20 protein-coding genes are annotated in these 26,529 nt (G+C 74.3%); 10 read left to right on the top strand and 10 right to left on the bottom strand.

Features of this window, described 5'->3' with window-relative positions:
* Positions 1-15: 15 nt before the first annotated feature.
* Complete coding sequence (gene eccB / locus ACFQLX_RS09075; RefSeq protein WP_386413641.1) at positions 16-1,551, bottom strand: type VII secretion protein EccB; 1,536 nt, start codon at positions 1,549-1,551, stop codon at positions 16-18.
* A gap of 215 nt (positions 1,552-1,766) precedes the next feature.
* Here eccB and eccE point away from each other — a divergent pair, with 215 nt between their 5' ends.
* The 3 genes from eccE (at position 1,767) to ACFQLX_RS09060 (ending at position 6,466) form a co-directional block, all read left to right on the top strand.
* The gene (gene eccE, locus ACFQLX_RS09070) at positions 1,767-3,170 is read left to right on the top strand and encodes a type VII secretion protein EccE (protein WP_386413640.1); all 1,404 of its coding nucleotides are present in this window, start codon (positions 1,767-1,769) and stop codon (positions 3,168-3,170) included.
* Entirely contained in the window at positions 3,170-3,883 is a 714-nt protein-coding gene (locus ACFQLX_RS09065) for a hypothetical protein (protein ID WP_386413639.1), read from the top strand. Before eccE ends, ACFQLX_RS09065 begins: the two co-directional genes overlap by 1 nt.
* 270 nt (positions 3,884-4,153) lie before the next feature.
* Entirely contained in the window at positions 4,154-6,466 is a 2,313-nt protein-coding gene (locus ACFQLX_RS09060) for an SCO5717 family growth-regulating ATPase (RefSeq protein ID WP_386413638.1), read from the top strand.
* A 46-nt stretch (positions 6,467-6,512) separates the two neighbouring features.
* Here ACFQLX_RS09060 and ACFQLX_RS09055 read toward each other — a convergent pair whose 3' ends face one another.
* From ACFQLX_RS09055 to ACFQLX_RS09030, 6 genes are all read right to left on the bottom strand, one after another.
* Positions 6,513-7,469 (bottom strand): bifunctional riboflavin kinase/FAD synthetase, encoded by a 957-nt coding sequence (locus ACFQLX_RS09055; protein ID WP_386413637.1) that lies wholly within the window; start codon positions 7,467-7,469, stop codon positions 6,513-6,515.
* A gap of 100 nt (positions 7,470-7,569) precedes the next feature.
* Positions 7,570-10,782 (bottom strand): serine protease, encoded by a 3,213-nt coding sequence (locus ACFQLX_RS09050; RefSeq protein ID WP_386413636.1) that lies wholly within the window; start codon positions 10,780-10,782, stop codon positions 7,570-7,572.
* A 124-nt stretch (positions 10,783-10,906) separates the two neighbouring features.
* Positions 10,907-11,809, bottom strand: a complete 903-nt coding sequence (gene truB, locus ACFQLX_RS09045) for a tRNA pseudouridine(55) synthase TruB (RefSeq protein WP_386413635.1) — start codon at positions 11,807-11,809, stop codon at positions 10,907-10,909.
* Positions 11,809-12,276 carry a 30S ribosome-binding factor RbfA gene (gene rbfA / locus ACFQLX_RS09040; protein ID WP_386413634.1) on the bottom strand — a complete coding sequence of 156 codons (468 nt, stop codon included), beginning with the start codon at positions 12,274-12,276 and terminating at the stop codon, positions 11,809-11,811. The genes truB and rbfA overlap by 1 nt, the downstream gene beginning before the upstream one ends.
* Before the next feature lie 18 nt (positions 12,277-12,294).
* Positions 12,295-12,591 (bottom strand): DUF503 domain-containing protein, encoded by a 297-nt coding sequence (locus tag ACFQLX_RS09035; protein ID WP_386413633.1) that lies wholly within the window; start codon positions 12,589-12,591, stop codon positions 12,295-12,297.
* A 137-nt stretch (positions 12,592-12,728) separates the two neighbouring features.
* Positions 12,729-13,277, bottom strand: coding sequence for a GNAT family N-acetyltransferase (locus ACFQLX_RS09030; protein ID WP_386413632.1), 549 nt, complete (start codon positions 13,275-13,277; stop codon positions 12,729-12,731).
* A gap of 188 nt (positions 13,278-13,465) precedes the next feature.
* Between ACFQLX_RS09030 and ACFQLX_RS09025 the strand changes: the two genes are divergently transcribed.
* Both ACFQLX_RS09025 and ACFQLX_RS09020 read left to right on the top strand, forming a co-directional pair.
* Positions 13,466-15,211 carry a proline--tRNA ligase gene (locus ACFQLX_RS09025; RefSeq protein ID WP_386413631.1) on the top strand — a complete coding sequence of 582 codons (1,746 nt, stop codon included), beginning with the start codon at positions 13,466-13,468 and terminating at the stop codon, positions 15,209-15,211.
* 423 nt (positions 15,212-15,634) lie between these two features.
* On the top strand, positions 15,635-16,237 hold the full coding sequence (locus ACFQLX_RS09020; RefSeq protein ID WP_386413630.1) for an HdeD family acid-resistance protein: 603 nt from the start codon (positions 15,635-15,637) through the stop codon (positions 16,235-16,237).
* A 555-nt stretch (positions 16,238-16,792) separates the two neighbouring features.
* Here ACFQLX_RS09020 and ACFQLX_RS09015 read toward each other — a convergent pair.
* The 3 genes from ACFQLX_RS09015 to ACFQLX_RS09005 all read right to left on the bottom strand — a co-directional run bounded on the left by ACFQLX_RS09015 (position 16,793) and on the right by ACFQLX_RS09005 (position 18,821).
* Positions 16,793-17,752, bottom strand: a complete 960-nt coding sequence (locus tag ACFQLX_RS09015; protein WP_386413629.1) for an aminoglycoside phosphotransferase family protein — start codon at positions 17,750-17,752, stop codon at positions 16,793-16,795.
* 86 nt (positions 17,753-17,838) lie between these two features.
* Positions 17,839-18,273 (bottom strand): ferritin-like domain-containing protein, encoded by a 435-nt coding sequence (locus tag ACFQLX_RS09010; RefSeq protein ID WP_386413628.1) that lies wholly within the window; start codon positions 18,271-18,273, stop codon positions 17,839-17,841.
* On the bottom strand, positions 18,270-18,821 hold the full coding sequence (locus tag ACFQLX_RS09005; protein ID WP_386413627.1) for a hypothetical protein: 552 nt from the start codon (positions 18,819-18,821) through the stop codon (positions 18,270-18,272). Before ACFQLX_RS09005 ends, ACFQLX_RS09010 begins: the two co-directional genes overlap by 4 nt.
* Positions 18,822-18,970: 149 nt before the next feature.
* Between ACFQLX_RS09005 and rimP the strand changes: the two genes are divergently transcribed.
* The 5 genes from rimP to ACFQLX_RS08980 all read left to right on the top strand — a co-directional run bounded on the left by rimP (position 18,971) and on the right by ACFQLX_RS08980 (position 26,159).
* Positions 18,971-19,489 carry a ribosome maturation factor RimP gene (gene rimP, locus ACFQLX_RS09000; protein WP_386413626.1) on the top strand — a complete coding sequence of 173 codons (519 nt, stop codon included), beginning with the start codon at positions 18,971-18,973 and terminating at the stop codon, positions 19,487-19,489.
* 2 nt (positions 19,490-19,491) lie between these two features.
* Positions 19,492-20,577 carry a transcription termination factor NusA gene (gene nusA / locus ACFQLX_RS08995; RefSeq protein ID WP_386413625.1) on the top strand — a complete coding sequence of 362 codons (1,086 nt, stop codon included), beginning with the start codon at positions 19,492-19,494 and terminating at the stop codon, positions 20,575-20,577.
* Positions 20,578-20,742: 165 nt separating this feature from the next.
* On the top strand, positions 20,743-21,015 hold the full coding sequence (locus ACFQLX_RS08990; RefSeq protein WP_386413624.1) for a YlxR family protein: 273 nt from the start codon (positions 20,743-20,745) through the stop codon (positions 21,013-21,015).
* Positions 21,016-21,187: 172 nt separating this feature from the next.
* Positions 21,188-24,292, top strand: a complete 3,105-nt coding sequence (infB, locus tag ACFQLX_RS08985; RefSeq protein WP_386413622.1) for a translation initiation factor IF-2 — start codon at positions 21,188-21,190, stop codon at positions 24,290-24,292.
* Positions 24,293-24,503: 211 nt separating this feature from the next.
* On the top strand, positions 24,504-26,159 hold the full coding sequence (locus ACFQLX_RS08980; RefSeq protein ID WP_386413621.1) for a PucR family transcriptional regulator: 1,656 nt from the start codon (positions 24,504-24,506) through the stop codon (positions 26,157-26,159).
* Positions 26,160-26,529 lie beyond the last annotated feature (370 nt).

Below are 26,529 nucleotides of genomic sequence, written 5' to 3'. Positions count from 1 at the left end.
CCTCTGTCACATCCGTCACAGGTTCTGCGGCTGGCAGGCGTCCGCCGTCGACAGGCGCGGGCCGGTGGGCAGGAAGTCCGACCACTCCTGGGGGATGGGGTGGGCGGTCACGTTCTCGTAGTCGAGGCGCCGCTGGGCGGAGTTGGCCTCCCCCTGCCCGCCCTTGCCGCGCTCCCTGTCCTGGCTGCCGAGTCCGCAGGCGTCGTGCTGGCCGTCCTCGTTGGACTGCATCGCGAAGCGCAGGCCCTTGTCGGTGACGAGGAAGGCGCTGCCCGTGTCGGTGGAGGAGCCGCTGGACTGGCGGTAGAGCTGGCCGGAGCCGGGGGTGACGTAGACCGAGGCGGAGCCGATGGCGAGGGGGGCGGGGAGGCGGGTGCCGGCCCAGGTGTACAGCTCGCTGCGGTTGCCGTCGCCGACGTCGCGCAGGACGTTGCAGACGGTGTTGCGGCCGCCCTCGGCGGTGGAGGCGCTGTTGACGGGGTCGGCCTCGGCGGTGGGCCAGGTGAGGCTGCTGCCGAAGGGCTCGCCGGTGGGGGTCATGCTGCCCGTACTGACCTGGACGGGCTTGCCGTCGGTCTTCAGGACGTCGGCCGCCTCGGGCATGGAGAGCAGCAGCTCGGCCGTGAAGTCCGAGACAGGGGCGATGCGTTCGCGCAGGACGACGAACCGCGCCTCGCCTACTCCGGAGGCCGCCTGCAGCACGGTGCCGACGACGCGGGCGTGCGCGGGGAGGCCGTCGGCGGGGGCGCGGGTCGGCTCGCCGAGGCCGTCGACCCGGGGGAAGCGGATCGCGTCGCCGGGGTGCAGGGTCGCGAGCCACTCGTGCGAGACGCGCTGGGGCTGCGTGCCGCTGCCGACGAGGGGCAGGAGGAGGGGTCCCAGGTCCGGCCCCCCGCCTGCGAAGGGGTACTTGGTGCCGGTGCGGTCGACCAGGTAGTGCTTGTTGTCGGGCCCCTGCACGTAGAGGACCTGCCCGCCGGTCAGCCGGCCCCGGCCCTCCACCCGCCGCGCGTCGGCGGCGTCCAGGACGAACGCGGCCTTCTGCACCGCGCGGCCGCCCTCGGTGGGGCGCTGGCAGACCGCCCAGCGCTTCTTCTCGCCGACCTCCTCGGCGCTCGGCAGCCGGTCGGGGGCGTTCTGGATGCCGAGGGTGGCGCCGCGCGGGAGCGGGGAGCCGTCGAGGACGTCCACGTCCACGTCGACGATCCCGGCGCCGGGGGCGAGGAGGAGGCGGGCGGAGGCGAGGTTGAGTACCTCGTGCAGCTGCGGTCTGCCGCCGGTGGTGAGGACGACGTAGAAGGTGCTGGAGTCGCTGGCGCGGATGATGTGCGCCTCGGCCTCGTCCCAGTCCTCGGGGGCCTTGGGCTTGAAGAGGCCGACGGCGCCGAAGACGGCGAGGGCGGCCACCGCGATGATCATGCCGGGCAGGATGCCGCGCAGCGGATTGGGCGCGCCCTCCTCCGTGCCGGTCGGATGGGGCTGGAGAAACTGGCCCACCAGTCGCTTCTTCGCGAAGGTGTAGGCGTTGAGCTCGTCCCGCCGCGATGCCATGCAGCTCTCTCCCCGTGTCCTGTGGCTGCCTGCGCTGCCGTACGGGCCCGCGCGGTCCCGTACGGCCCTCTACTATGCCGCGTTTCGATCTCCCGGTAACAGACGGTTGCTCATTCGTGCCGTTGGGTAATGTGGCCAACCCGCGCCCGGACAGGTGGAGTTCGGGGGCGAGCGGACCGAGGACCGGGCTGTCGTACGAGCGGAGGCTGGGGGACATGGGGACCGCGACGACCGCGCGGGGGCCAACCCGCGGTGATGAGGGGGGCGGCCCCCGAGGTGGGCCGTCCGCGCCCGTCCCGCTGCGTACCGAGCCGCCCGCCTTGCGGCTGGGGCCGGTGCGGCTGGGCCAACTGGTGCTGGTCGAGCTGGCGTTGGCGGTCTTCGTCGGCGCGGTGGCGCTGGACGACGCGTATCTGGTCCCGGCCGGGGCCGTCGCCGTGCCGCTGGCGGTCTTCGCTCTGCTGCGCAGGCACCAGCGGACCGTGCCGGACTGGTGGGCGACGGGGGTCGCGTTCCGCCGGCGGCGTGCTTTCGTACCGCCGCTGCCCGAGCCCGGCGCCGATCCGGCGCTGACGCCGGCGGCCGAGTGCGTACCGGGGCTGCGTTCGTACGCCTGCCTCGACCGGGACCGCCGCACCGTCGGCATGCTCGGCGACGGGACGTTTTTGACCGCGCTGGTACGGGTCGAGGCCGGCCCTGGTGCGCTGCGGCCCTTCCCCATGCTCTCCGAGCAGGGGATGCCCCATGCCAAGCCCTCCGAGCAGGGGATTCCCCATGCCGGTGCGCGGGCGCTGCCGCTGGCGCTGCTGCGCGGCGCGCTCGACGTGGACGGGATCGCGGTGGAGTCGGTGCAGGTCGTGCAGCATGTGCGGCCCGCGCCGGCGTCGCATCTGCCGGAGCAGGCGGTGGCCCGGCGCAGCTACGCGGCGCTGGAGGAGTCGCTGTCGAAGGCGGCGGGCGGCGCGTCGGAGGGGGCGGCCGGCGGGGCGCACGCTCCGGCGCTGCGGCTGACCTGGGTGGCGGTGAAGTTCGACCCCGAGCTGTGCCGGGAGGCCGTCCAGGCGCGCGGCGGCGGGCTGGCGGGTGCGCAGAAGTGCCTGGTGCGGGTCGCCGACCATGTCGCCAGCCGGATCACCGGCGCGGGCTTTCGCGCCACCGTCCTCGACGAGGACGGGGTCATCGCGGCGGTGGCGACGTCCGCCTGCGCCAACCCGCTGGCCACGGCGCGGGCCGAGCAGCCGGACGCACCGCTGGTGAAGCGGACGAGGGAGAACCAGCGCAGCTGGCAGTGCGACGACCGCTGGCACACGGTGTTCGCCGTCGCCTCCTGGCCGGCGATGGGGCGCGGCGCGGCGCCGCTGCCGCGGCTGGTCGCCGCGCTGACCTCCGGGCCCGCGCTGGCCACCACGTTCAGCCTGACAGTGCGGCGCGGGCCGCGCCGCGACTCGACGCGGGTGCACGGCCATCTGCGGGTGACGGGCCGTTCGGAGTCCGAGCTGAACCAGGCACTCCGCTCCGCCGAGCAGCTCGCCCGCGCGGCGAAGGTCTCACTGGTGCGGCTGGACCGGGAGCAACTGCCCGGGGTCGTCGCCTCGTTGCCGCTGGGAGGTGCGCTGTGATGATGCAGGACCTGGGGATGAGGATGCGCGGGCTGCGCGGCCCGCGCCGTACCGGGCACCTGCTGCCGACCGACCGGCTGGACCTGCTGGCGCTGCCGGTGGGCGACGACGGCGTGATCGTCGGTACGGACGCGGAGCACCGCCCGTACCTCGCCTCCTTCCACCACCCCGTGCCATACCATGTGCTGCTCGTCGGTGGTCTGTGGACCGCCCAGGCGCTGGCGCTGCGCGCGGCCGGTACGGGGGCGCGGGTCGCGGTGGAGACGGGCCGGGCGCAGCTGTGGACCGATCTGGCACGGGCGGCGGGCGCGGGTCTGGAGGTCATCACGCTGCACAAGGTGGGCCAGGTGCCGCCGTTGGGGCCGGCGGTGGGCAGTCCGGTGCTGGTGGTCCGGGACTGCGGCGTGCGGCCGCCGCGCGGGCGCACCGCGGCGCTGCCCTGGCAGTCGGTGCTCACGGTGGTGCCCTATCTGGGGCCCGCGGTGCCGCGGTTGGCGGAGGGGGCCTCGCTGGTCGGCGTCCAGCGTGTGTCGCCGGAGGAGGCGGCGCTGCTGGGGCGGCTGATGCTGCTGCCGCAGGCTGATGTGGAGGCACTGTCCACGCTGGGTGACGGGGTCACCCTGTGGTGTACGCGGTCGGAGCGGCAGTACGTCTACACGCAACCGACGGATGCCGAGGCGCAGTTGCTGGGGCAGCCGCGGCGGCTGGACTGAGGGGGGTTTCCGTCAACCTTCGTCTTCCCAGGTGAGTGGGGGGTGGGTGCGGCCTGTCCCCGGATGCGTGGGATCTCGTCCACCTGCCGGTCGGAGCGCGGTCGCCGGAGCGCGGGTGGCGATCACCGGGGGCCCGCCCTGCCGTTCGCGCCGTCGTTCCCTTTAGGGTGGGCGGGTACGCGAGCGGCGGTTGAACCGCCCGGTTGGGGACAGCGTCGATGCCGGTGGCAAAAGCGGTCGCGCGGCGTCGGCAGCTATACGGGAGGCACTGTGAGCACCGATCGGGACCAGAACGGCGTGGGCCGGACCAGCCCCGACGAGGAGTCCGAGTTCGAACGGACCGGCGAGTTCACCATCGACTACGCGCCGTCGGCCTGGTACACGCAGGGCGCGGCGGACGCGGAGTCCACGGGTGGTTCGGAGGTGCCGTCGCTGCCGTCCGGTTTCGCGGCCGCGCCGCCGGTTCCGCTGGCAGCCAGCGGGCCGGGGGCGGAGGACTCGGAGGCGTCCGAGGGTGCGGAGGCTTCGATCGGGGATGCGGCCGAGGGAGCGGTGCCTGCGGAGCCGGTGGTCGAGGGGGCGGGCGGGCCCACGGAGGATGTGAGCGCTGCGGAGCCTTCCGCCGTATCGGAGCCCGAGCCCGTGTCCACCTCCGCAGCCGAGCCCGTAGCGGCCGTGCCTTCTACGGACGTCGAGCCCGCAGCTGCCTTCCCCGTTGCCCCGCCCACGCCGAACGAGGTGCCCTCCGTACCAGGCGGCGGGGACGAGGTGGAGGACGCACAGGACGCACAGGACGTGGACACCCCGGCGGACGGCGCCCTGAGCAGCCCGTCCACCATGCGCTTCCCCCGCGTCGTACGACAGGACGTCGCGGAGCCGGCCGACGAACCGGCCGACGAGCGTACGACCCTGCTCCCCCGGATCAAGCCCGCGGCCCCCCGGGACGCCGCGCCCGCGGACCGCGCGCCCGAGCCGCAGGACGCCGTACCGGCGGCCGGCCCGGCCGCCGGGCCGGAGCCGGAGGACGCCCCGCCGCCCGTGCCGCGGGCGCCGTACAGCTCCGACCAGTCGGCCGCGCCGTGGTCGCCGCCCTCGCTGCCGGCCCCGCCCGCGGCGGCGGCTCCGCCCGAGGGGATGCCGCCGCTCCCGCCGCTGTTCACACCCGCTGCGGAACCGCCGGCGCCGCAGCAGCCCCCGTCGGCCGCCCCGGCCGCCGGTGCACCGTGGAGTGGCCCGGCGCCCTCCGTACCGGAGCAGCGACCGGAGCCCGTCCCCCTCCCGCAGCCCGCGCAGCCCCAGTCCTGGCCGACGCCCGGCACGCCCGGCACGCCCGGCACGCCCGGCGCCCAGCAGCCCGTAGCGCCGCCGGCGCCCGACGTGCCGTCGCCGCCCGGCGGTTACGGCTATCCGGCGCCGTCCCCCCAGTCCGCCGCCCCCGCCGACCCCCGCGCCTCCGGCGACTGGCCGGCGGTCACCCCCGAGCAGCGCCAGCAGCCCGTGCACAGCGCGCCTCTCGGCTACACCGCCGCCGTCGAGCTCTCCTCGGACCAGCTGCTGCACGACAAGCACAAGCCGGCCAGGAAGCAGAAGGCCGGCCTCTCCCGCTTCCGGATCGGCGGGAAGGCGGCGGAGGAGGAGCGCCAGCGCCGCCACGAGCTGCTGCGCACCCCCGTGCTCTCCTGCTACCGGATCGCGGTGATCAGCCTCAAGGGCGGCGTCGGCAAGACCACGACGACCACCGCGCTCGGCGCCACGCTCGCCACCGAGCGGCAGGACAAGGTCATCGCCATCGACGCCAACCCGGACGCCGGCACGCTCGGCCGCCGTGTGCGGCGCGAGACGGGGGCGACGATCCGCGACTTCGTCTCCGCGATCCCGTACCTCAACAGCTACATGGACATCAGGCGTTACACCTCCCAGGCGTCCTCGGGCCTGGAGATACTCGCCAACGACGTGGACCCGGCGATCTCCACGACCTTCAACGACGAGGACTACCGCCGCGTCATCGACGTGCTGGGCCGGCAGTATCCGATCATCCTCACCGACTCGGGCACCGGCCTGCTCTACAGCGCCATGCGCGGCGTGCTGGACCTCGCCGACCAGCTGATCATCGTCTCGACCCCGTCGGTGGACGGCGCGAGCAGCGCCAGTACGACGATGGACTGGCTGATGGCGCACGGCTACCAGGAGCTGGTACGGCGCAGCATCACGGTGATCTCGGGGGTCCGCGACACCTCAAAGATGATCAAGGTGGACGATATCGTCGGCCACTTCCGCCAGCGCTGCCGGGGCGTGCAGGTGGTGCCGTTCGACGAGCACCTCTCGGCGGGCGCGGAAGTGGACCTGACGATGATGCGGCCCAGGACCCGCGAGGCGTACGTCGAGTTGGCGGCGATGGTGGCGGAGGACTTCGCCCGCGCCCAGCGGGCCCAGGGCCTGTGGGCGGGCCAGGCGGCCCATCCGGCGCCGCCCCAGGTGGCTCCGCCGCTCCCGGGGCAGTCCCCTCAGGGTCAGCCCGGTCAGCCCGGTCACCCCGGCCCTGCCGGGCAGCAGCCCGGCGGCTACGGCTGGCCGCAGGGCTGACAGCGGGCCGCCGCCGGGGGCGGACAGCGCGGCGACGCGCAGGCGCTCACGCCTGCGCGTCGTGCTCCGCCGTCAGTTCGCGGCAGCGGTCCACGTCCCGCTTCATGCGGTCCAGCAGGTCCTGCAGCGTCGCGAACTTCTCCTGGCCGCGCAGGTACGCCAGGAAGTCCACCGCCACGTGCAGCCCGTACAGGTCGAGGTCCACCCGGTCGATGGCGTACGCCTCCACCGTGCGCTCCGTGCCGTCGAACTGCGGGTTCGTACCCACCGAGATCGCCGCCGGCATCAGCTCACCGTTTGCCGTCAGCCACCCCGCGTACACCCCGTCCGCCGGGATCGCGGTGTGCGGCAGCGTCTCGACGTTCGCCGTGGGGAAGCCCAGTTCGCGTCCGCGCTGCGCGCCCCGTACGACGATGCCCTCGACGCGGTGCGGGCGGCCCAGGATCTCCGCCGCGCCCGTCACGTCGCCCTCGGCGACCAGGCGCCGGGTGAGGGTGGAGGAGAAGGGCAGTCCGCCGCCGGCCGTACCGGAGACGTACAGGTCGATGACCTCGACGTCGTAGTCGTAGGTGCCGCACAGCGATTCGAGGAAGGCGACGTCCCCCGCCGCCCGGTGCCCGAAACGGAAGTTGGGGCCCTCTATGACGGAGCGCGCGTGCAGCTTGTCGACCAGCACCTTGACCACGAAGTCGGCGGGCGACAGCTTCGAGAACTCCGCGGTGAACGGCAGGATCAGCAGCGCGTCCACGCCGAGCCGCTCCATCAGCTCCGCCCGGTAGTGGTGCGGGGCGAGCAGCGGGGGGTGGCTGCCGGGCCGTACGACCTCGGAGGGGTGCGGGTCGAAGGTGACCACGACGGACGGGACGCCCAGCTCACGCGCGCGCTCCACCGCCCGGCCGATGATCAGCTGGTGGCCCCGGTGCACGCCGTCGAACGAGCCGATGGTGACGACACTGCGCCCCCATCCCTCGGGAATGTCCTCCAAGCCACGCCAGCGCCGCACTCTGCCCGCTCCTCGACCGTCCGTACCAGCTCGTACCAGCCCATGCCGGCTCCCCATGATGCTGCATGGGGACGACCCCAAGCCTGCCATGTCGCGCAGGTCACCCCGCGCGCCGGGGGCTCTCCCGGGCCGGCGCCGGCCGACTGCCGCGCCCCGCGGCGGGCGCCCCGGGCGCAGGCACCGCGTGCGGCCGGGCCCGCAGCAGCTCGCGGAAGGCGGGCAGGCGCTGGGCGAGGGCGCCGAGTCGGGCGTCGAGGAAGGCGTCGGTGTCGAGGAGTTCGGCGAGGCGGTCGAGGAGTTCGTACGTGTACCGGGGCGCGCGCTGCCCGGCGCCCTCGGCCACCGCGGTGAGCAGCACGTCCAGCACGCCCGCGTCGCGCTCGGCGGCCAGCAGCACCGCGAGCAGCTCGCGCCGCAGGGGCCGCGATTGCGGGGCGCCGGGCGCGGCCAGGACGGGCGCGAGCGCGCGGCGTACCCCCGGCGGATGGGTGCGCAGCAGCTCCACAGCCAGCGGCTGGAGCACCGCGCGGGCCTCGGGCCCGTGGTCCAGGCGCAGGTCCACGAAGGCCGCGACGGCCGCCGCGCCCTCCGGGTGGCGCGCGGCGTACTCGCCGGCCAGCGCGGCCGCGCGGCGGGCCACGGCGGGGGTACGGATCCGGGCGAGCGTCCGCAGCACCTCGGCGGCGCCGGAGCCGGGCTCGTCCAGCCGGACGCGGAAGGCCGCCAGTACGGGGCCGGGGTGGGTGGGCAGGGCGGGGCCGAAGTCCGCCGCGGTGAGGTGGGGGTCGCCCGCGCCGTAGCGGGCGAGGGCGTGCGCGAGGTGGGCGGGGCGGGTGCGCGGGTCGTGGACGAGGATCGCCAGCGCCGCGCCGTGGAGCGCGGGCTCGGCGGGGAGGGCGAGCAGCGTGCGGGCCGCGTAGCCGAGCAGGTCGCGGTCGGCGGTGTGGGCGGCGTGGCGGGCGGTGTGCCTGCCGTAGACCGCGGCGGCGGTGTGCCGTTCGGCGCGGGGGTCGTGGGCCCAACGGTCGACGGCGCGGCACAGGGCGGCGGGCTCCTCGGCGCACAGGGCGGCGAGCAGCCGGTCGGCGCGGGGGTGCGCGGCGTCGGCGAGCGTGTCGGTGAGGGCGTCGAGGTCGGCGTCCCGGTGAGTGTGCAGCAGGGCCTGGGCGGCGTCCGCGACGGCGGGGCGCTCGTCCCTGAACCACCGGACGAGCAGCGGCTGTACGGCTGCGGGGTCGGCCCGCAGCAGCGCGGCGACGGCTGCGGGGAAGGAGGCGGACGGGTCCGCGGCGACGAGGGGGCGCAGCAGGTCGAAGGTGTCCTCGGGGGCGAGGCGCAGGGCGGTCCAGAAGGCGGGGGCGAAGACCTGCGGTGCGTACGGGCCGGCCTCCTGGCCGCACAGCCGCTCGGCGAGCAGGCGCAGCACGGGCAGCTGGGGTGTGGCGTCGGGGAGGCGCAGGAGGGTCTGGACGAGCAGTCGGGAGGCCCACCAGGCGGCCGGGGGGCGGGCGGTGGCTTCCACGAGCCCCGCCAGCCGCGTCCGCAGGGCCGCGGCGCCGTGCCGGTGTCCGACGAGGAGCAGGGCGTGGACGAGCGGGCCGATGCGGTGCGGGGGCACGGGGGCGGTGCGCGGGTCGCCGCTCCCGGCCCCGGGGCCGGTGAGCTGCGCCAGCGCGGCGTCCAGGTCCAGGTGCGCGCCCTGCAGCCACTCCCCCAGCTCCTCGTGCGCGAAGCGGTATCCGGCGCCCGCCGCCTCCAGCAGCCCGGCGTCGAGCACCGCGCGGGCGACGCCTTCCGGCCAGGGGAACAGCTCCTCGAACGCCGGCCGGTCCAACTCCCCCTGCCCCGGCCCCAGACAGCGCCGCGCGGCCTCGTGCACCCGGCCGGCGATCCGTGCGGCGGTGTGCCGTACGCCGGTGGGCCGTACGTCGGTGGGCCGTACGTCGCCGCGTTCGAGCTGCTCGGCCGCGCGCAGGCAGGCGAGGTCCAGCCACGCCTGGAGGATCTCGTGGCGGCCGGGACTCCCGTCGGGGGGCTTGGGCAGCGCGCCCCGTACGTCCGCGAGGAGGCGCAGGGACAGGGGGTGGCGGGCGGCGTCGGCCGGGAGGTCCGGAATGCCGTAACCGGTGCGGACCTGCGCCGCCTGGCGGGGCGTCAGATCGTCCAGCCGTACGGCGGGGATGCCCGACTCGCCGTGCTGCGGCAGGGGTTGGGCGAAGTGGTGGCGGGCGGACTCCCAGAACTCCGGCCGGCAGCCCACGATCAGCCGTACGCCGTGCAGCCGCAGCCAGTCACCGGTCTGCGTGCTCCAGGCGGCGAGGTCGCGCGCCAGCACCGGCGGCATCTCCTCCGGTCCGTCGAGGAGTACGAGCAGGGGCTGCCCGGCCGTACGGGCGACGGCGGCGGCGCTCTCGGGCGTCTCCGCGCCGAGCACGCGGGCCAGGGCGTCGCGCACTCCGGCGTCGGCGAGGCGCAGAGCGGCGCCGCGGATCCGGACGGCCGGGGCGGGACAGCGGCGGGCGAGGGCGGCGAGTTCGGTGCTGCGCCCGCTGCCCGGGGCTCCGACGAGGGCCAGCACGGGGGCGTCGCCGGCGAGGAAGCGGTCGAGCCCGGCGCGTACGTCGGCGCGCTCCACATACCCGGGCGGGACCTGGGCCTCGCCGGCGAGTCGGCGCACCCCGGCGAGGTTCAGGTCGCGGCCGAAGCCGGGCACGGCGGCCCCGTTGACGGCGGCCACTCCGGCCAGCTCGGCGCAGGGCCCGCCGCGCGGCAGGAGGGCGTACGAGCGGGCGCCGCGACTGCCGTGCAGCGAGGTGCCGAGCACCGCCAGGACGGCGCCGGTGGCGGGGTCGAGGACGGGCGCGCCGGCGACCGGAGGGCCGTACGGGCTTGCGTCCAGGGCGAGTTCGAGGACGGGGTCGATCAGATGGAAGGCGTCGGTGGCGATGTACGTGGCGTCGCCGACGCCGGCAACCCTTCCCTCGACCATCCCGTCCGGCAGGGCGACCCGCACCGGCGCCCCGACCTCGGGCACCCAGCCCCCGGCGAGCAGTATCGGCGCCCTCCGTCCCACTCCCGGCGCCCGGACGACGGCGAGCCCGTACGCGGGCAGCGGCGTGATGCCCCCGGCCTCGACGAGCTGGGTGCTCTCCTCGCCCGGGACGTGCAGCACGAGCCGCCGCAGACCGTCCACGGCTTCGTGGGAGGTGAGGAGGGTGCCGTCCCGGTCGGTCGGAAAGGCGAGCCCGCGCAGCCGCCCGGGAAGGTCGTAGACCCCCACGACCGCCACGCCCGTGCTCTCCCCACCGACCATGCGCCCACTCCTCGCCTCGGCCCGCAAGGGTTCTGGCCAGGACGGGGAACCGGGAAACGGCTGTCCGGCGACGACACTCCTTCGGGCGAAGCCCGAGGCGCGTCAAAGGCCGCCGGGCGGCCGCTCAGCCGGGGGCGAAGACCGCCAGGCTCCGCGAGCGGCCGTCGCGCTCCTCCACCAGCGCCACGAACACGCCCGCCGGGTCGAAGACGGCGTGCGCCCCCGCCCCCAGCCCGGGCGCGGCCAACTGCGCCCCGTGCGAAAGCCGCTCGGCGTCCTCCGCCGAGACGTCCCACCGCGGGAACGCCGCGGTCGCCGCCTGCGCGATCGGCAGCACCTCGAGCCGCTCCTCCAACTCGGGCAGCGTGCGCGCCTCGTCGAGCCCGTACGGCCCCACCCGCGTACGCCGCAGCGCCGTGAGGTGGCCGCCCGCGCCCAGACCGGCTCCCAGGTCCCGGGCGAGCGCCCGGATGTAGGTGCCCGAGGAGCAGACGACCGTGACGTCCAGGTCCAGCACCTGCGTGCCGTCCTCGGCGACCGCCGGCCGCAGCGCGTCGAGGGTGAAGCGCGAGACGGTCACCGGCCGGGCGGCCAGCGCCACGTCCTCCCCGTCGAGCACCCGCTTGTACGCCCGCTTGCCGTCCACCTTGATGGCGCTGACCGCCGAGGGGACCTGCATGATGTCGCCGCTGAGCGCGGCGATCCCCGTCTCGACGGCGGCGCGCTCGACCCCGAAGGCGCCGGCCGAGGCCGTGAGGGTGCCCTCGGCGTCGTCGGTGACCGTCGTCTGGCCGAGGCGGATCGTCGCCACGTACTCCTTCTCGGTCAGCGCCAGATGACCGAGCAGCCGCGTGGCCTTCTCCACGCCGAGGACCAGGACCCCCGTGGCCATCGGGTCCAGCGTGCCCGCGTGCCCCACCCGCCGGGTGCGTGCGATGCGCCGCATGCGCGCCACGACGTCGTGCGACGTGAGGCCGGACGGCTTGTCGACGATGACCAGGCCGTCCGGCGTCGTGCTCGTGCCCATCAGGCGTCCGTGTCCCCGTCCTCGTCCTCGGCCAGGTCGTCTTCCTCGCCGGGCTTGCGGTACGGGTCCGCCTCCCCGGCGTACGCCGCGCCCGTCGAGACCTGGCGCACCTGCTCGTCCTTGGCCTTGGCCCGGGCGAGCGCGTCGTCGATGGTCTTCGCGGTGTCGGGCAGCGCGTCCGCGACGAAGGTCAGCGAGGGGGTGAACTTCACCCCGGCCGCCTGGCCGACCGCCGACCGCAGCACGCCCTTGGCGCTCTCCAGTCCCTTGGCGGCCTGCTCCCGCTCCTCGTCGTCGCCGTACACGGTGTAGAAGACGGTCGCCTCCCGCAGGTCACCGGTCACCCTCGTGTCAGTGATGGTCACCCGGGTGCCGAGCCGCGGGTCCTTGACACCCCGGTGCAGCTTCTCGGCCACTACCTCACGGATGAGGTCAGCCAGCCTCTTCGCCCTTGGGTTCTCGGCCACTGGTCCGTCTCCTTCTTCTCACTCATCGTCTTCACCGTGCAGCCGCCGCCGTACGGACAGCAGCTCCACCTCCGGACGGGCGGCCAGCAGCCGCTCGCACCGGTCCAGCACCTCGGTCAGATGCCCGAGGTCCCCCGAGACCACCGCCAGCCCGATGCGGGCCCTGCGGTGGAGATCCTGGTCCCCGACCTCGGCGACGCTCACCGCGAACTTCCGGTGCAGCTCGGCGACGATCGGACGGACGACGGAACGCTTCTCCTTCAGCGACCGTACGTCGCCCAGGAGCAAGTCGCAGGACAGAGTCCCCACAAACACATTGGTCCGGATGACCCGCCGGTTCGGGCTTGGGGCCGGATCGAGCCGACCTGCGTCAGTACGCCCCGCAACCGTACCCTGCCCACCTCACCTGCCACGACGTGTTATTCCAGCCCCAGTCGCTCCCCACCCACCGCTCAGGGACGTCGCAGCGGCAGCTCGGCGCCCATCACCGCGTACGGGCTGGGGGCCGAGGGGAAGAGCACCCGGCGGGCCAGGTCCCGGTAGCCCAGCGAGCGGTAGAACCTGCGCGCCGGGTTCTCCGCGCCGGCCGGGGGGTCGATGGCGGAGAGGATCGACCTCGGCTCGGCGGCCCGGTCGGTGAGCCGGGTGATCAACTCCCGCCCGATACCGCGCTTCTGGTACGCGGGGAGCACGTGCAGCTCGGTGATCACGAAGGAGTCGTCGAGCCACCACTCCAGCCCGTCGGCGCGCAGATAGGGCTGCACGACCGTGGACCACCAGTAGACCCGGTTGTTCGGCATGCCGTAGACGAAGCCCACCAGCCGCCCCTCGGCCGTGGTCGCACCGAGCGCCCGCAGACCGGAGTGGGCACTGTGGCGCAGCACCACATGGCGCCGGACGCCGATCTCGTCGTCGGTGAGCCCGAAGGCCAGTGCCTGCACGGCCAGTGCCTCGTCCACCCGTGCGGCGAGATCGAGCGGTCCGACCACGACGTCATCCATGGCTGCGCACCCTAGTACGTTTCCCCGCCCCGGGAAGCCGCCCCGTATCCGTCACCGCCCCACCGCACACCCCCTCGTCCCGCAGAGCCCCTCACCCAGCAGAGCCCCTCACCCAGCGCCATCCCCCCGTCCCGCAGGGCCGCTTATTCCGTTTCCTCCCTCCGCTCCCGCGCCGATAGCCTCCGCCCATGAACCGCATCCAGCGCATGTCCACCCTGATGCTCAAGACCCTCCGGGACGCCCCGGCCGACGCCGAGACCACCAGCCACCAGCTGCTCGTCCGCGCCGGGTACGTACGCCGCGTGGCGGCCGGCGTCTGGACATGGCTGCCGCTGGGCAAGCGGGTGCTCGACAACGTGACCCGGATCGTCCGCGAGGAGATGGACGCCATCGGCGGCCAGGAGGTGCTGCTGCCCGCGCTGCTGCCCCGCGAGGTGTACGAGTCGAGCGGCAGGGCGCAGGAGTACGGCGACCTCCTCTTCCGCCTCAGGGACCGCAAGGGCGCCGGGTTCGTCCTCGGCCCCACGCACGAGGAGCAGTTCACGCTGCTCGCCCAGGACCAGTTCACCTCCTACAAGGACCTGCCGGCGATCCTGTACCAGATCCAGACCAAGTACCGCGACGAGGCCCGCCCCCGCTCGGGCATCCTGCGCGGCCGCGAGTTCCAGATGAAGGACGCCTACTCCTTCGACCTCTCCCAGGAAGGGCTGGCCGCCTCCTACGCGTTGCACCGCGGTGCCTATCAGCGCGTCTTCGAGCGCCTCGGCCTGGACTACCGCATCTGCTCGGCGGTCTCCGGCGCCATGGGCGGTTCGGCGTCGGAGGAGTTCCTGGCGCCCGCGGCGGCCGGCGAGGACACCTTCGCCCACTGCCCGGCCTGCGGCTACGCGGCCAACACCGAGGCCGTACAAACCGCCCTCACGCCCGTGGACGGCACGGCACACGGCCCGCTGGCGGAGGTGCACACCCCCGGCACCGAAACGGTCGAGGACATGGCCGCGTATCTGGACGTCCCGGCCTCCGCCACCCTCAAGAACCTCCTGGTCAGGATCGACGGCGAGATCACGGCCGTGGGCGTGCCCGGCGACCGCGAGGTGGACCTCGGCAAGCTCGCCGAGCTGCTGGCCCCGGCAGCGGTCGAGCTGGTCACCGCCGAGGACTTCGCCGGCCGGCCCGAGCTGGTACGCGGCTACGTCGGCCCGCAGAAACTGGGCATCCGGTATCTCGCCGACCCGCGCATCGCCCCCGGCACCGCCTGGGTCACCGGTGCCAACAAGCCCGACACCCACGCCCGCGACGTGGTCTGCGGCCGGGACTTCGAGGTCGACGAATACCTCGACGTCGTCGTGGTCCGGGACGGCGATCCGTGCCCGTCCTGCGGCGCCGGGCTGCGGCTGGACCGGGCGATCGAGATCGCCCACATCTTCCAGCTGGGCCGCAAGTACACCGACACCTTCCGCTTCGACGTGCTGGACGCGGACGGCAGGCCGGCCCGGGTCACGATGGGCAGTTACGGCATCGGCGTCTCGCGCGCGGTGGCCGCGCTGGCGGAGCAGACCGCGGACGCCAAGGGGCTGTGCTGGCCCCGCGAGGTGGCTCCCGCCGACGTGCACGTGGTCGCGGCGGGCAAGGCCGCGCAGACGCAGGCGGCCCTGGAGCTGGCGGAGGAGCTGGCGGCGGCCGGTCTGCGGGTGCTGGTGGACGACCGCCCGGTCTCGCCGGGCGTGAAGTTCACCGACGCGGAACTGATCGGCGTACCGCACATCCTGATCGTCGGCCGCCGGGTCGCCGAGGGCGTCGTGGAGCTGAAGGACCGGCGCACGGGCGTGGCCGAGGAGCTGACGGCGTCCGAGGCGGTGGCGCGCCTGGGGGCGAAGCCCACGCCCCGGGATGTAGGGGATGAGCACCCGCGGGAGGTCTCCGCCGGTCGCTGACCGGCGGCGGGAGCAAACGGAGCCGGCAGCCCCGGTGAAGGGCCGATGTCGCCCGAATGGCCGCATGCTCCGGCCGCTCCCCCGCACCCCGTTCGTCCACGCCAAAGCCCCGTTCGGGCGCTGCGGGACGGCCTTGGACCCTTTTGCGGGGGTGGATGCCGCTTGCTTTATTGAAAGGGCTTGATCACCCCACGGTGGGAGAGCGTCATCAGTCGGCACTCGGGGCCTGTAGCCAAGGAGCAGCGATGTCACCCGATCCCAGCGCGGCGGTCCGTCAGCGACCGCACCGCGTCGGGGCCGGTCTGCGACAGCCGACCGTCGCGGCGCCGGCGCGATGCGCCCGGCGCCCGGCGGCACCGGGGCGAGAAGTCTCCCCGCAGCGGTGCGCCTGCTTCCGCATGAACTGAGGAGTGTGCAACGCCCATGTCCGACACCACCACCGCGTCCAGCGCCTCGCGCCCGGACGAAGGCGTCGTCCACACGTTGGCCCGCAAGGCCTGGCAGAGCGTTCTGGTGCTCGGCATCCTCGCTCTGGTGCTGGGTGTCATGATCCTGGCCTGGCCCGGCGCCACCCTGCTGGTCGCGGCCGTCGTCTTCGGCGTCTACCTGCTCTTCGCCGGCATCCTGCAGATCATGGCGGCCTTCGGCACGCACGTCTCCACGGGGCTGCGCGTCATGGCCTTCATCAGCGGTGCGCTCTGCATCCTGCTGGGCCTCTTCTGCTTCCGCAGCGAGACGCGGTCCCTGCTGCTGCTCGCGCTCTGGATCGGCATCGGCTGGCTCTTCCAGGGCATCGCCCAGGTCGTGGCCGCCATCTCGGACAAGGACATGCCGGCCCGTGGCTGGCAGGGCTTCATGGGTGTGGTGAGCGCCCTGGCCGGCGTCGTGCTGATGGTCTCCCCCTTCGAGTCGCTGGCAGTGCTGACGGTGGTCACCGGCTGCATTCTGATCGTCCTCGGCATCGTGCAGATCTTCACCGGCTTCAGCCTCCGCAAGCAGGTCAAGCCGGTACCGCACGGCATCTGATCCGCCGCCGCGTCCGCGCCCTCCCACCTCGGACCCGGACGTCACCCCGGGAAGCACCCCGGGTCCATCCGCGGGCGGGGAGCCGCCACCGGCTCCCCGCCCGCGGCACGCCCCCTGCCGGATCCGAGCCGGCGTACGTCCCCGAACAGCCGCCCACAGCAAGCGCCTTGCCCGCAGGAGCAGCCATGCCGGCCAGTCCCGTGGCGGTCTGCCTCCGGGGCGATCGGGCGGTCGCGGCTTCACCTCCACGGGACTGCCCGGCCCCGCGCCCGCCCCGCCTCCCCGCTGTCGCGGTCTCCGTCCGTCCGGTCGCGGCTCACGCCGTCGTGCGGAGGCGGGGTCGTCGTCCGGACCCGCTGTGCGCTGTCGGGGAAGCGCCGGTCGCTGCTCGTCGTATCTCATGCCCGACAGGCTGCCGCAGCGCACCGGCCAGATGTGGATCATGGCGAATGGCTGGGGATAACCAGGCGGTTGTGGATAACTCCCTCACCCTTTCGGGCAGTCAGCGCGCTCGCCGTGCCCCCCGGTCACCGGTCCGGGCCCGGCCGGGCCGGCTCACAGCCAGCTCGCGAACTCCAGCAGCAGTTCGCCGCGCCCCCGCTCCCCCCTCGACAGCGCCGCCATGCCCTCGTCCACGGCACGGAAGTACGCCCACCCGCGCAGTCGTTCGGCGTCCACCTCCAGGGTGTCCGCCAGCCGTGCCACCCGTCGGCGCGCGGACGTCGCAGCGCCCGGAGCGGCGGCCAGGGTGTCGAGGCGGTCGTACACCAGCCGCGCCAGGTCGTACGCCCGCTCGCCCACCAGCGGGCGCGGCCCGACGGCGAGCCACGGTGTGCGCTCACCGGCCAGGACCCGGCCCTGGTGGTAGTCGCCGTGCAGCAGCACGTCCTCGGCGGGGGAGGCGGCCAGGCCCTCCCGCAGCGCGATCGCCTGGTCGATCAGCGCGCCGGCCTCCGGCACCCCGGCCCGCGCCCGCACCAGCCGTGCGGCCCGCTCCCGGGTGCGGACGGCCACCGTGTCGAAGCCGTGGCCGCTACCGGGCTCCAGCCACAGCCGCTGCAGCGTCGCGGTGGCTTCCAGCACCGCCTTGCTCTCCGCGAGGGAGCGCAGGCTGACGGCCCCGCGCAGCCGCTCCAGCAGCAGCACGCCGTCGGCCGGTCCCGAGCGCAGCAGTTGGACGGCCCCGAGGCCGCGCCAGATCCGCAGCGCCTCGGCCGTGCGAGCGGCGGCGGCGCCCGCCGGCGCCGCGTGCGGAGCGCTCAGCCTCAGCGCCGCCGGGACGTCCTGCGCCGTCCGTACGAGCACCAGCATGCTGTGGCCGCCGCCCGGTGCGAGCACCCGCTCCGGCGTCAGCTCCCACTCCCCGGCGTACCGCCGGACCAGCTCCGCAACCCCCGCGAGCCAGCGCCGCCCCCCGCCCCCGCCGGTGTCGCCGGGCACGGCCTCCTGCGCCTCGACGGCCCGGACGAGCCGCGCCGGCGGATCGAGCCGGACGGGCAGTTGTGCGGAAGTCATACGTGCAGTGTCCCTTACGGTCCTCTACGGCCCCTTGCGGACCTTTGCGGCCTTCGCAGCCCAGAACAGCAGGCCCGGAACAGGCCCTAGCGTTCCGCCAGCCCGGGGAAGGCGGTACTTCCCCCCCGCCAGCGGGCCGCGCGCACCGCCGCCTCGCGGAGCGCCGCCATCGCCTCCGTGCGCCGCCGTCCCTCGCCGGCGCGCACCAGATCGGCGTAGACCCCGGCGATCCGGTCCTCCAGCTCGGCGGCCATCCGCACCGCGTCGCCCTCGTCCGCGAGCCGGAAGGGCAGCGCGTATCCGGCGGCCGCGGCCCGCGGGGTGCCGCCCAGCTCGCGCACCAGCCGGGCGGCGCTGTCACGCCGGGCCCGGTGCGCCTCGTACGCGGCACGGGCCTCCCGCGCCCGCCCGTCCCCGATCCGCGCGCCGATGACGCCGTAGCCGTAGACGGCGGCGTGCTCCCCGGCCAGCACCGCCTGCGCGGCGCTCAGGGGGGTCCGGCCGTCGGTCTCGTCGCTCATTCGGCCGCTCCCTTGCTCAGCAGATACGCGTGGACCGTCGCCGCCGCCGAGACGGAGGCCAGCAGCCGGGCCAGCTCGCCGGGGGCACGGGCCAGTGTCCGTTCGTACGCCTGCGCGGTCTGCTTGGCCGCGAGGGCCAGTTCCCCGCGCGCCTCGACCGGATCGGCGGCGACGGCGGACAGCGGGGCCGAGGCGGACGGAGCACCGGAAGACGGCATGCCCGACGGCGAGCGAGACCCCTTGCCGTCCGCCTTGCCCGCCCCCCGCAGTGCCGCCGCGTGCGCCGCCGCCTCCGCCCGGAGCGGAGCCACGGCCGCCGCGAGCGACGGATGGGCGGCAAGTGCGTCGTCGTAACGTTTCAGCAGTGCGGCGGCATCCCCGTACGCCTGCCCGCGCAGCCGCTCGGCCCGCGAGGGGGCGGACGCACCGGCAGCTGTTTCGCCCTGCTCGGCGGACTGGCAGCCGGCGGCGAGGAGGGCCGCACCGGCGACGGCCCCCCGCAGCAGTCCGCGGCGCCCCGTGGGCCCGTTCATCCCCGTGATCAGCACGACCCGAGGGTACCTGTGGGCATCGCCGAGGTCATGGAGCGGATACCCTTTGACCCGACACGACTGTCCGAGATCCGATCCCCCGTCGATCTCGCACTCGATCCCCCACCCCCACCGACAACAGCACACGCGGCCGAGGAGTCACCCGGATGAGCACCACCCAGAACGAGAGGCTGCGCGGGCTGCTGGAACCGCTGGTCGCGGAGTTCCAGTTGGATCTCGAGGATCTGGAGATCGACACGGTGGGACGCAAGCGGGTCCTGCGCGTCGTGGTGGATTCCGAGGACGGGGTCGATCTGGACGCCTGCGCCGAGCTGAGCCGCGCGGTGTCGGAGACGCTGGACGAGAACAACGCCATGGGCGACGGTGCGTACGAGCTGGAGGTGGGCTCCCCCGGGGCCGAGCGGCCGCTGAAGGAGCTGCGCCACTTCGAGCGTGCCGTGGGCCGGCTGATGCGGGCCCGGCTGACCAAGGAGGCCGGCGGCGAGGAGATCGTCGCGCGGATCCTGAAGGTCGACGACGAGGGGCTGGACACCGAGGTGCAGGGAGTCAAGGGCCGCAAGGCCAAGCCCCGCCGCCTCGGTTTCGGCGAGATCGAGCGGGCTCGGGTTGAGGTCGAGTTCAACCGGAAGAACGATGAGACTGAGACGAAGGGCGAGGAGGCGTAGCCGTGGACATCGATATGAGCGCCCTGCGTGGTTTGGTGCGGGAGAAGGAGATCTCCTTCGACCTGCTGGTCGAGGCCATCGAGTCGGCCCTCCTGATCGCCTACCACCGCACCGAGGGCAGCCGGCAGCGCGCCCGTGTGGTGCTGGACCGGTCCAACGGGCATGTGACCGTCTGGGCCACGGAGGACGACGAGGACGTGGCCGAGGGGCAGGAGCCCCGCGAGTTCGACGACACCCCGTCCGGCTTCGGCCGGATCGCGGCGACGACGGCCAAGCAGGTCATCCTGCAGCGGCTGCGCGACGCCGAGGAGGAGGTCACCTTCGGCGAGTACGCCGGACGTGAGGGCGATGTCGTCACCGGAGTGGTCCAGCAGGGCAGGGACCCGAACAACGTGCTGGTCGACATCGGCCGGCTGGAGGCCATCCTGCCGGTGCAGGAGCAGGTACCGGGCGAGGACTACAAGCACGGCACCCGGCTGCGTACCTATGTGGTGCGCGTGGCCAAGGGCGTACGCGGGCCCTCGGTGACGCTCTCGCGCACGCACCCCAACCTGGTGCGCAAGCTCTTCGCCCTGGAGGTCCCGGAGATCGCGGACGGCTCGGTGGAGATCGCCGCCATCGCCCGCGAGGCGGGGCACCGTACGAAGATCGCGGTGTACTCCACCCGCTCCGGGCTCAACGCCAAGGGCGCCTGCATCGGCCCCATGGGCGGCCGGGTGCGCAACGTGATGGCCGAGCTGGGCGGCGAGAAGATCGACATCGTCGACTGGTCGGACGATCCGGCCGAGCTGGTCGCCAACGCCCTGTCGCCCGCGCGGGTGAACAAGGTGGAGATCGTGGACCTGGCGGCACGGTCGGCCCGGGTCATCGTGCCGGACTACCAGCTCTCGCTGGCGATCGGCAAGGAGGGCCAGAACGCCCGCCTCGCCGCCCGGCTCACGGGCTGGCGGATCGACATCCGCCCGGACGTCGAGTCGGACGAGGAGTCGGACCACCGCGCCGCGGAGCGCCGTGCCGCGGACCACCGCGCCGCCGACCGCCGCTCCGCGGACAGCCGCGTCAGGGACACCCGCCCCACGGACGCCTGAGCCCCCGGACAGCGCCCGGCCCCGCACCACGGGGGCCGGGCGTTCCGCTGGGCGCACCCTCGGCGGAACATGCAGACCAATCCGCACCAGCCATCTCAAACAACAAACATTCGTTCGATCGCGCCCCCGAAGGGGTGAGGTCCCGCCGGGGAGGTAGACTTAACGGTGTCTGGCCGGACGCATGCCCGAGCGTGCCCCGAACGCACCTGTGTGGGGTGCCGGGAGCGGGCGGCCAAAGACGATCTGCTGCGTGTGGTGATGACCGAGGGCGCATGCGTCCCCGATCCTCGCGGTACGCTGCCCGGCCGGGGTGCCTATCTGCACCCCGCCAAGACATGTCTTGACCTGGCGGTCCGCCGTCGGGCGTTCGTCCGGGCCCTGCGGGCCGGGAAGCCGCTCGACACCGAGGCGCTGACCGCGTACCTGGCCGGGGCATAGCCAAAAGGCACGCAGAAACGTAAGAGAACCGCGCGGAGCTCCGCGCGGTCGAGGTACCTCGCGAGTTGGAAGTAGGTCGAGATTGCGATGAGCACTCGATGAGTACGCGATGAGTACGCCCATGCAGAAGTAGCGACGGTCCGGCGGTGATGCCCGGACCAGAAGGAGCGAAGTGGCTAAGGTCCGGGTATACGAGCTCGCCAAGGAGTTCGGCGTAGAGAGCAAGGCCGTCATGGCCAAGCTCCAAGAACTTGGTGAATTCGTCCGTTCGGCGTCCTCGACCATCGAGGCGCCGGTTGTACGAAAACTGACTGACGCTTTCCAGGCGGGCAACGGCTCCGCCGCGGCGAAGAAGACCTCCGGCGGCAAGCCGGCGGCTCCCGCCAAGAAGACCACCCCTGGTTCGGCCGCCCCCAAGCCGGGCTCGGCCGCCCCCAGGCCCGGCGGCCCCACCCCGGGTCCCGCCGCGAAGAAGACGGCACCGGCGGCCCCCGCCGTCGACGACACCGTCGCCGCCAAGGCCACGCCGGCCCCCGGCGCGCCGACTCCGGCCGGCGCGCGTCCGGGCCCCAAGCCCGCGGCGGCCAAGCCCGCTCCGGCGGCGCCCGAGTTCACGGCTCCCCCGGCGGCTCCGGCCGCTCCTTCGGCAGGTGCCGCTCCCGCGGCCGGCCCGAAGCCCGGTGGCGCCCGTCCCAGCCCGGCGCAGCGTCCCGCTGCCGGTGGCCAGCGTTCCGAGGGCGGCCAGGGTGCCGGCCGTTCGGGCGCGCCGCGTCCCGGCGGCAGCCGTCCGGCCGGTCCGCGTCCCGGCAACAACCCCTTCACCTCCGGTGGTTCCACCGGCATGGCCCGCCCGCAGGCGCCGCGTCCGGCCGGACAGCGCCCCGCAGGCGGTCCGCGTCCCGAGGGCGGCGGCCAGGGCGGTCCCCGTCCGCAGGGCGGCGGCCAGGGCGGTCCGCGTCCCCAGGGCGCCGGGCGTCCGACCCCGGGCGGTATGCCCCGTCCGCAGGGCGGCGCTCCCGCCGCGGGCGGTCCCCGTCCCGGCGGCGGTCCCCGTCCCAACCCGGGCATGATGCCGCAGCGTCCCGGCCCGCGTCCCGGCGGCCCCGCGGCCGGCGGTCGCGGCCCCGGCGGCGGCGGTCGTCCCGGTGGTGGCGGTCCCGGTGCCCGTCCCGGTGGCGGTGGCGGCTTCGCCGGCCGTCCGGCCGGTCCCGGTGCCCGTCCCGGTGGCGGCGGCGGCTTCGCCGGCCGTCCCGGTGGTCCCGGTGGCGGCGGCGGCTTCGGCGGCGGTCCCGGCGGCGGTGGCCGTCCGGGCTTCGGCGGCCGTCCCGGCGGCCCCGGTGGCCGTGGTGGCACACAGGGCGCCTTCGGCCGTCCCGGCGGTCCGGCGCGTCGCGGTCGCAAGTCGAAGCGTCAGCGGCGCCAGGAGTACGAGGCCATGCAGGCCCCGTCCATCGGCGGCGTGATGCTGCCGCGCGGCAAGGGCGAGGTCGTACGCCTCTCCCGCGGTGCCTCGCTGACGGACTTCGCGGAGAAGATCAACGCCAACCCGGCGTCGCTGGTCCAGGTGATGTTCAACCTGGGCGAGATGGTCACCGCGACCCAGTCCGTCTCCGACGAGACGCTGCAGATGCTCGGCGAGGAGATGAACTACGTCGTTCAGATCGTCAGCCCCGAGGAGGAGGACCGCGAGCTGCTGGAGTCCTTCGACCTGGGCTTCGGCGAGAACGAGGGCGGCGAGGAGGCACTTGTCTCGCGTCCGCCGGTCGTGACCGTCATGGGTCACGTCGACCACGGTAAGACGCGCCTGCTGGACGCCATCCGCAAGACCAACGTCATCGAGGGCGAGGCCGGCGGCATCACCCAGCACATCGGTGCGTACCAGACCTCGACCGAGGTCAACGGCGAAGAGCGCAAGATCACCTTCATCGACACCCCGGGCCACGAGGCGTTCACCGCCATGCGTGCCCGCGGTGCGAAGTCGACCGACATCGCGATCCTGGTGGTCGCGGCCAACGACGGCGTCATGCCGCAGACGGTCGAGGCGCTCAACCACGCCAAGGCGGCCGACGTGCCGATCGTCGTCGCGGTCAACAAGATCGACGTCGAGGGTGCGGACCCGACCAAGGTGCGCGGTCAGCTGACCGAGTTCGGCCTGGTGGCCGAGGAGTACGGCGGCGACACCATGTTCGTCGACATCTCCGCCAAGCAGGGTCTGAACATCGACTCCCTGCTGGAGGCCGTGGTCCTCACCGCGGACGCCTCGCTCGACCTGCGGGCCAACCCCGAGCAGGACGCGCAGGGCATCGCCATCGAGTCCCACCTCGACCGCGGTCGCGGTGCGGTCTCGACGGTCCTGGTCCAGCGCGGCACGCTGCGCATCGGCGACACGATGGTGGTCGGCGACGCGTACGGCCGGGTGCGGGCGATGCTCGACGACAAGGGCAACAACGTCGAGGAGGCGACCCCGTCGACTCCCGTCCTGGTGCTCGGTCTCACCAACGTCCCCGGTGCCGGCGACAACTTCCTGGTGGTCGACGAGGACCGTACGGCCCGTCAGATCGCCGAGAAGCGCGCTGCGCGTGAGCGCAACGCCGCCTTCGCCAAGCGGGTGCGCCGGGTGTCCCTGGAGGACCTCGACAAGGTGCTCAAGGCCGGTCAGATCCAGGAACTCAACCTCATCATCAAGGGCGACGCGTCCGGTGCGGTCGAGGCTCTCGAGTCCTCGCTGCTCCAGCTCGACGTCGGTGAAGAGGTCGACATCCGGGTCCTGCACCGCGGTGTGGGTGCGGTCACCGAGTCCGACATCGACCTGGCGATGGGCTCCGACGCCATCGTCATCGGCTACAACGTCCGTGCGGCCGGCCGTGCCGCGCAGATGGCGGAGCGCGAGGGTGTCGACGTCCGGTACTACTCGGTGATCTACCAGGCCATCGAGGAGATCGAGGCGGCGCTCAAGGGCCTCCTCAAGCCGGAGTACGAAGAGGTCGAGCTGGGTACGGCGGAGGTCCGCGAGGTCTTCCGCTCCTCCAAGCTGGGCAACATCGCCGGTGTCCTCATCCGCTCGGGCGAGGTCAAGCGCAACACCAAGGCGCGCCTCATCCGCGACGGCAAGGTCATCGCGGAGAACCTCAACATCGAGGGCCTGCGCCGCTTCAAGGACGATGTCACCGAGATCCGCGAGGGTTACGAGGGCGGTATCAACCTCGGCAACTTCAACGACATCAAGGTCGACGACGTCATCGCGACGTACGAGATGCGGGAGAAGCCGCGCGGCTGACCCCACCTCTGCGGGTGCGCCCCGGTTCTCGGTCCCCTCGGGGGCCGGGGGCCGGGGCGCCTCGCGTTGCGGGGCGGCCGGTTTCGTACGGGTGTATGGTCGGCCTCGTTCCGGGGCTGGTGACGATGAGGCAGAATTGGCCAAAGCTGTTCGTACGGAACGGCGCTATTGACAGCCCCTCCATGACAACCGCCGGAAGGCGGAAGGTGCCATGCCCACGCTCGCCTCACTCGTCCACCGCCCCGCCCTCAAGCTGGGCGTCCTCGCCGCCGCGGACCGGCTGGAGGCCGAGGTCCGGTGGGCGCACACCAGCGAGCTGATCGACCCGGTGCCGTATCTGGAGGGCGGTGAGCTGCTGCTCACCACCGGGATGAAGCTCAGCACCGGGGACCCCGAGGCCATGCGGCGCTACGTCCAGCGGCTCACGGACGCCGGGGTCGTCGGGCTCGGCTTCGGCGTGGGCGTGAACCTCGACGCCGTCCCCGAGGCGCTGGTCGCCGCCGCCGCCAAGGGCGGGCTGCCGCTGCTGGAGGTGCCCAGGACGACGCCCTTCATCGCGATCTCCAAGGCCGTCTCCGCGGCCATCGCCGCCGACCAGTACCAGGCCGTCACGGCCGGCTTCGAGGCCCAGCGCGACCTCACCCGCGCGGCGCTCGGGGCCGGCGGGCAGGACGCCGTGGTGGCGCGGCTCGCGCACCAGCTCGGCGGCTGGGCGGCGCTGTACGACACCAGCGGGGCCCTCGTCGCCGTCGCGCCGGAGTGGGCGCGTACGCGGGCGGAGCGGATCACCGCGGACGTGGAGCGGCTGCGGGACCGGCCGGCGCCGGCCAGCGCGGTCGTCGCCGGGGCGGCCCCGGAGGAGGGCGGCGCGGACGGCGGGGAGGCCGCCGACCGGGTCGAGTTGCAGAGCCTGGGCTCCGGGCGGCGCTCCTGCGGGGTGCTCGCCGTCGGTACGGACACGGCGCCCGGCACCGTCGCGCGCTACGCCGTGCACGCGGCCGTCGCGCTGCTCACCCTCACCGCCGAGCGCTCGCAGTCCTTCCAGGCCGCCGAGCAGCGGCTGGGCACGGCCGTCCTGCGGCTGCTGCTCGCCGGGCATCCCGGGCATGCGATGGCGGTCGCCGGTCCGCTCTACGGGGAGCTGCTGGAGGCTCCGCTGCGGCTGATGGTCGCCGAGGCGGCCACAGGCGCGGAGGCCGCGGACGGCGCGGAGGACGAGGGCGATCCGCTCGCCGAGCTGGCCGACGCACTGGAGGGCGCGGCGCTGAGCACCGGGGAGCCGGTGCTGGCGGTGCCCGACGGCGGGCGGCTGCTGATACTGGCCGCCGACGGGGGCGCGGTCGTCGAGGCGGCGGAGGGGCACGCCGCGGCGGTCGAGGTGCGGTATCCGGGGTCGGTGGGTCCGCCCGGAGGGGCGCGCGGTGCGGCGCGGGCGCCGCTGCCGCTGACGGTGGGGGTCTCCGGGCCGGCCGGTCCGGCGGCGGTGCCGGCGGCGTACCGGCAGGCCGAGCAGGCGCTGTCGGTGGCGCGGCGGCGGGGGCGGGTGCTGGTGGAGCACGAGGACCTGGCGGCCGGTTCGGTGCTGCCGCTGCTCGCGGACGACGCGGTGCAGGCCTTCGCGGACGGGCTGCTGCGGGCGCTGCGCGACCATGACGCCACCGGGCGGGGGGATCTGGTGGAGTCGCTGCGGGCGTGGCTGTCGCGGCACGGGCAGTGGGACGCGGCGGCGGCGGACCTCGGGGTGCATCGGCACACTCTGCGGTACCGGATGCGGCGGGTCGAGGAGATCCTCGGGCGGTCGCTGGACGATCCGGATGTGCGGATGGAGCTGTGGCTGGCGCTCAAGGCGTCCTCCGCGGCGGACTGATGGGGGTGCCGTGGTCCCGTCGCGCTGCGGGGGCTTCGCCCCCGGCCCCCCGGATCGCTGCTTCGCAGCTCTGGCCTCAAACGCCGGCCGGGCTGAATCGGCGCTTCGCGCCTCGCCCTCAAACGCCGGGCGGGCTGGGAGGGTGTTGCGCGCCTCGTTCCCAGACACCGGGCGGGCTGGGAGGGTGCCTCGTGCCTCGTTCCCGGACGCCGGGCGGGCTGGGAGGGTGCCTCGTTCTTGGACGCCGGGCAGGCTGGACAGCTGGTTCCACGCAGTGCGTCGGCTCGTGTTCCGGTGTGGCGTGAGACGTTTCGGCGTGTGGCGGGGGGCTAGTCGTACGTGCCGGACAACGGCGGTTGCGGGCGGGGGC

This window comes from Streptomyces polyrhachis (assembly GCF_042663125.1).
Taxonomy (GTDB): Bacteria; Actinomycetota; Actinomycetes; order Streptomycetales; family Streptomycetaceae; genus Streptomyces; species Streptomyces polyrhachii.
The sequence above is the reverse complement of the archived record's forward strand: the minus strand, read 5'-3'. Positions and strand labels throughout refer to the sequence as shown.

What these genes read in the sequence shown, in the direction of transcription:
- eccB (WP_386413641.1), bottom strand. Translation starts at nt 1,551, where the DNA reads ATGGCATCGCGGCGGGACGAGCTCAACGCCTACACCTTCGCGAAGAAG.
- eccE (WP_386413640.1), top strand. Translation starts at nt 1,767, where the DNA reads ATGGGGACCGCGACGACCGCGCGGGGGCCAACCCGCGGTGATGAGGGG.
- ACFQLX_RS09065 (WP_386413639.1), top strand. Translation starts at nt 3,170, where the DNA reads ATGATGCAGGACCTGGGGATGAGGATGCGCGGGCTGCGCGGCCCGCGC.
- ACFQLX_RS09050 (WP_386413636.1), bottom strand. Translation starts at nt 10,782, where the DNA reads ATGGTCGGTGGGGAGAGCACGGGCGTGGCGGTCGTGGGGGTCTACGAC.
- truB (WP_386413635.1), bottom strand. Translation starts at nt 11,809, where the DNA reads ATGGGCACGAGCACGACGCCGGACGGCCTGGTCATCGTCGACAAGCCG.
- ACFQLX_RS09030 (WP_386413632.1), bottom strand. Translation starts at nt 13,277, where the DNA reads ATGGATGACGTCGTGGTCGGACCGCTCGATCTCGCCGCACGGGTGGAC.
- ACFQLX_RS09025 (WP_386413631.1), top strand. Translation starts at nt 13,466, where the DNA reads ATGAACCGCATCCAGCGCATGTCCACCCTGATGCTCAAGACCCTCCGG.
- ACFQLX_RS09020 (WP_386413630.1), top strand. Translation starts at nt 15,635, where the DNA reads ATGTCCGACACCACCACCGCGTCCAGCGCCTCGCGCCCGGACGAAGGC.
- ACFQLX_RS09015 (WP_386413629.1), bottom strand. Translation starts at nt 17,752, where the DNA reads ATGACTTCCGCACAACTGCCCGTCCGGCTCGATCCGCCGGCGCGGCTC.
- ACFQLX_RS09010 (WP_386413628.1), bottom strand. Translation starts at nt 18,273, where the DNA reads ATGAGCGACGAGACCGACGGCCGGACCCCCCTGAGCGCCGCGCAGGCG.
- rimP (WP_386413626.1), top strand. Translation starts at nt 18,971, where the DNA reads ATGAGCACCACCCAGAACGAGAGGCTGCGCGGGCTGCTGGAACCGCTG.
- ACFQLX_RS08980 (WP_386413621.1), top strand. Translation starts at nt 24,504, where the DNA reads ATGCCCACGCTCGCCTCACTCGTCCACCGCCCCGCCCTCAAGCTGGGC.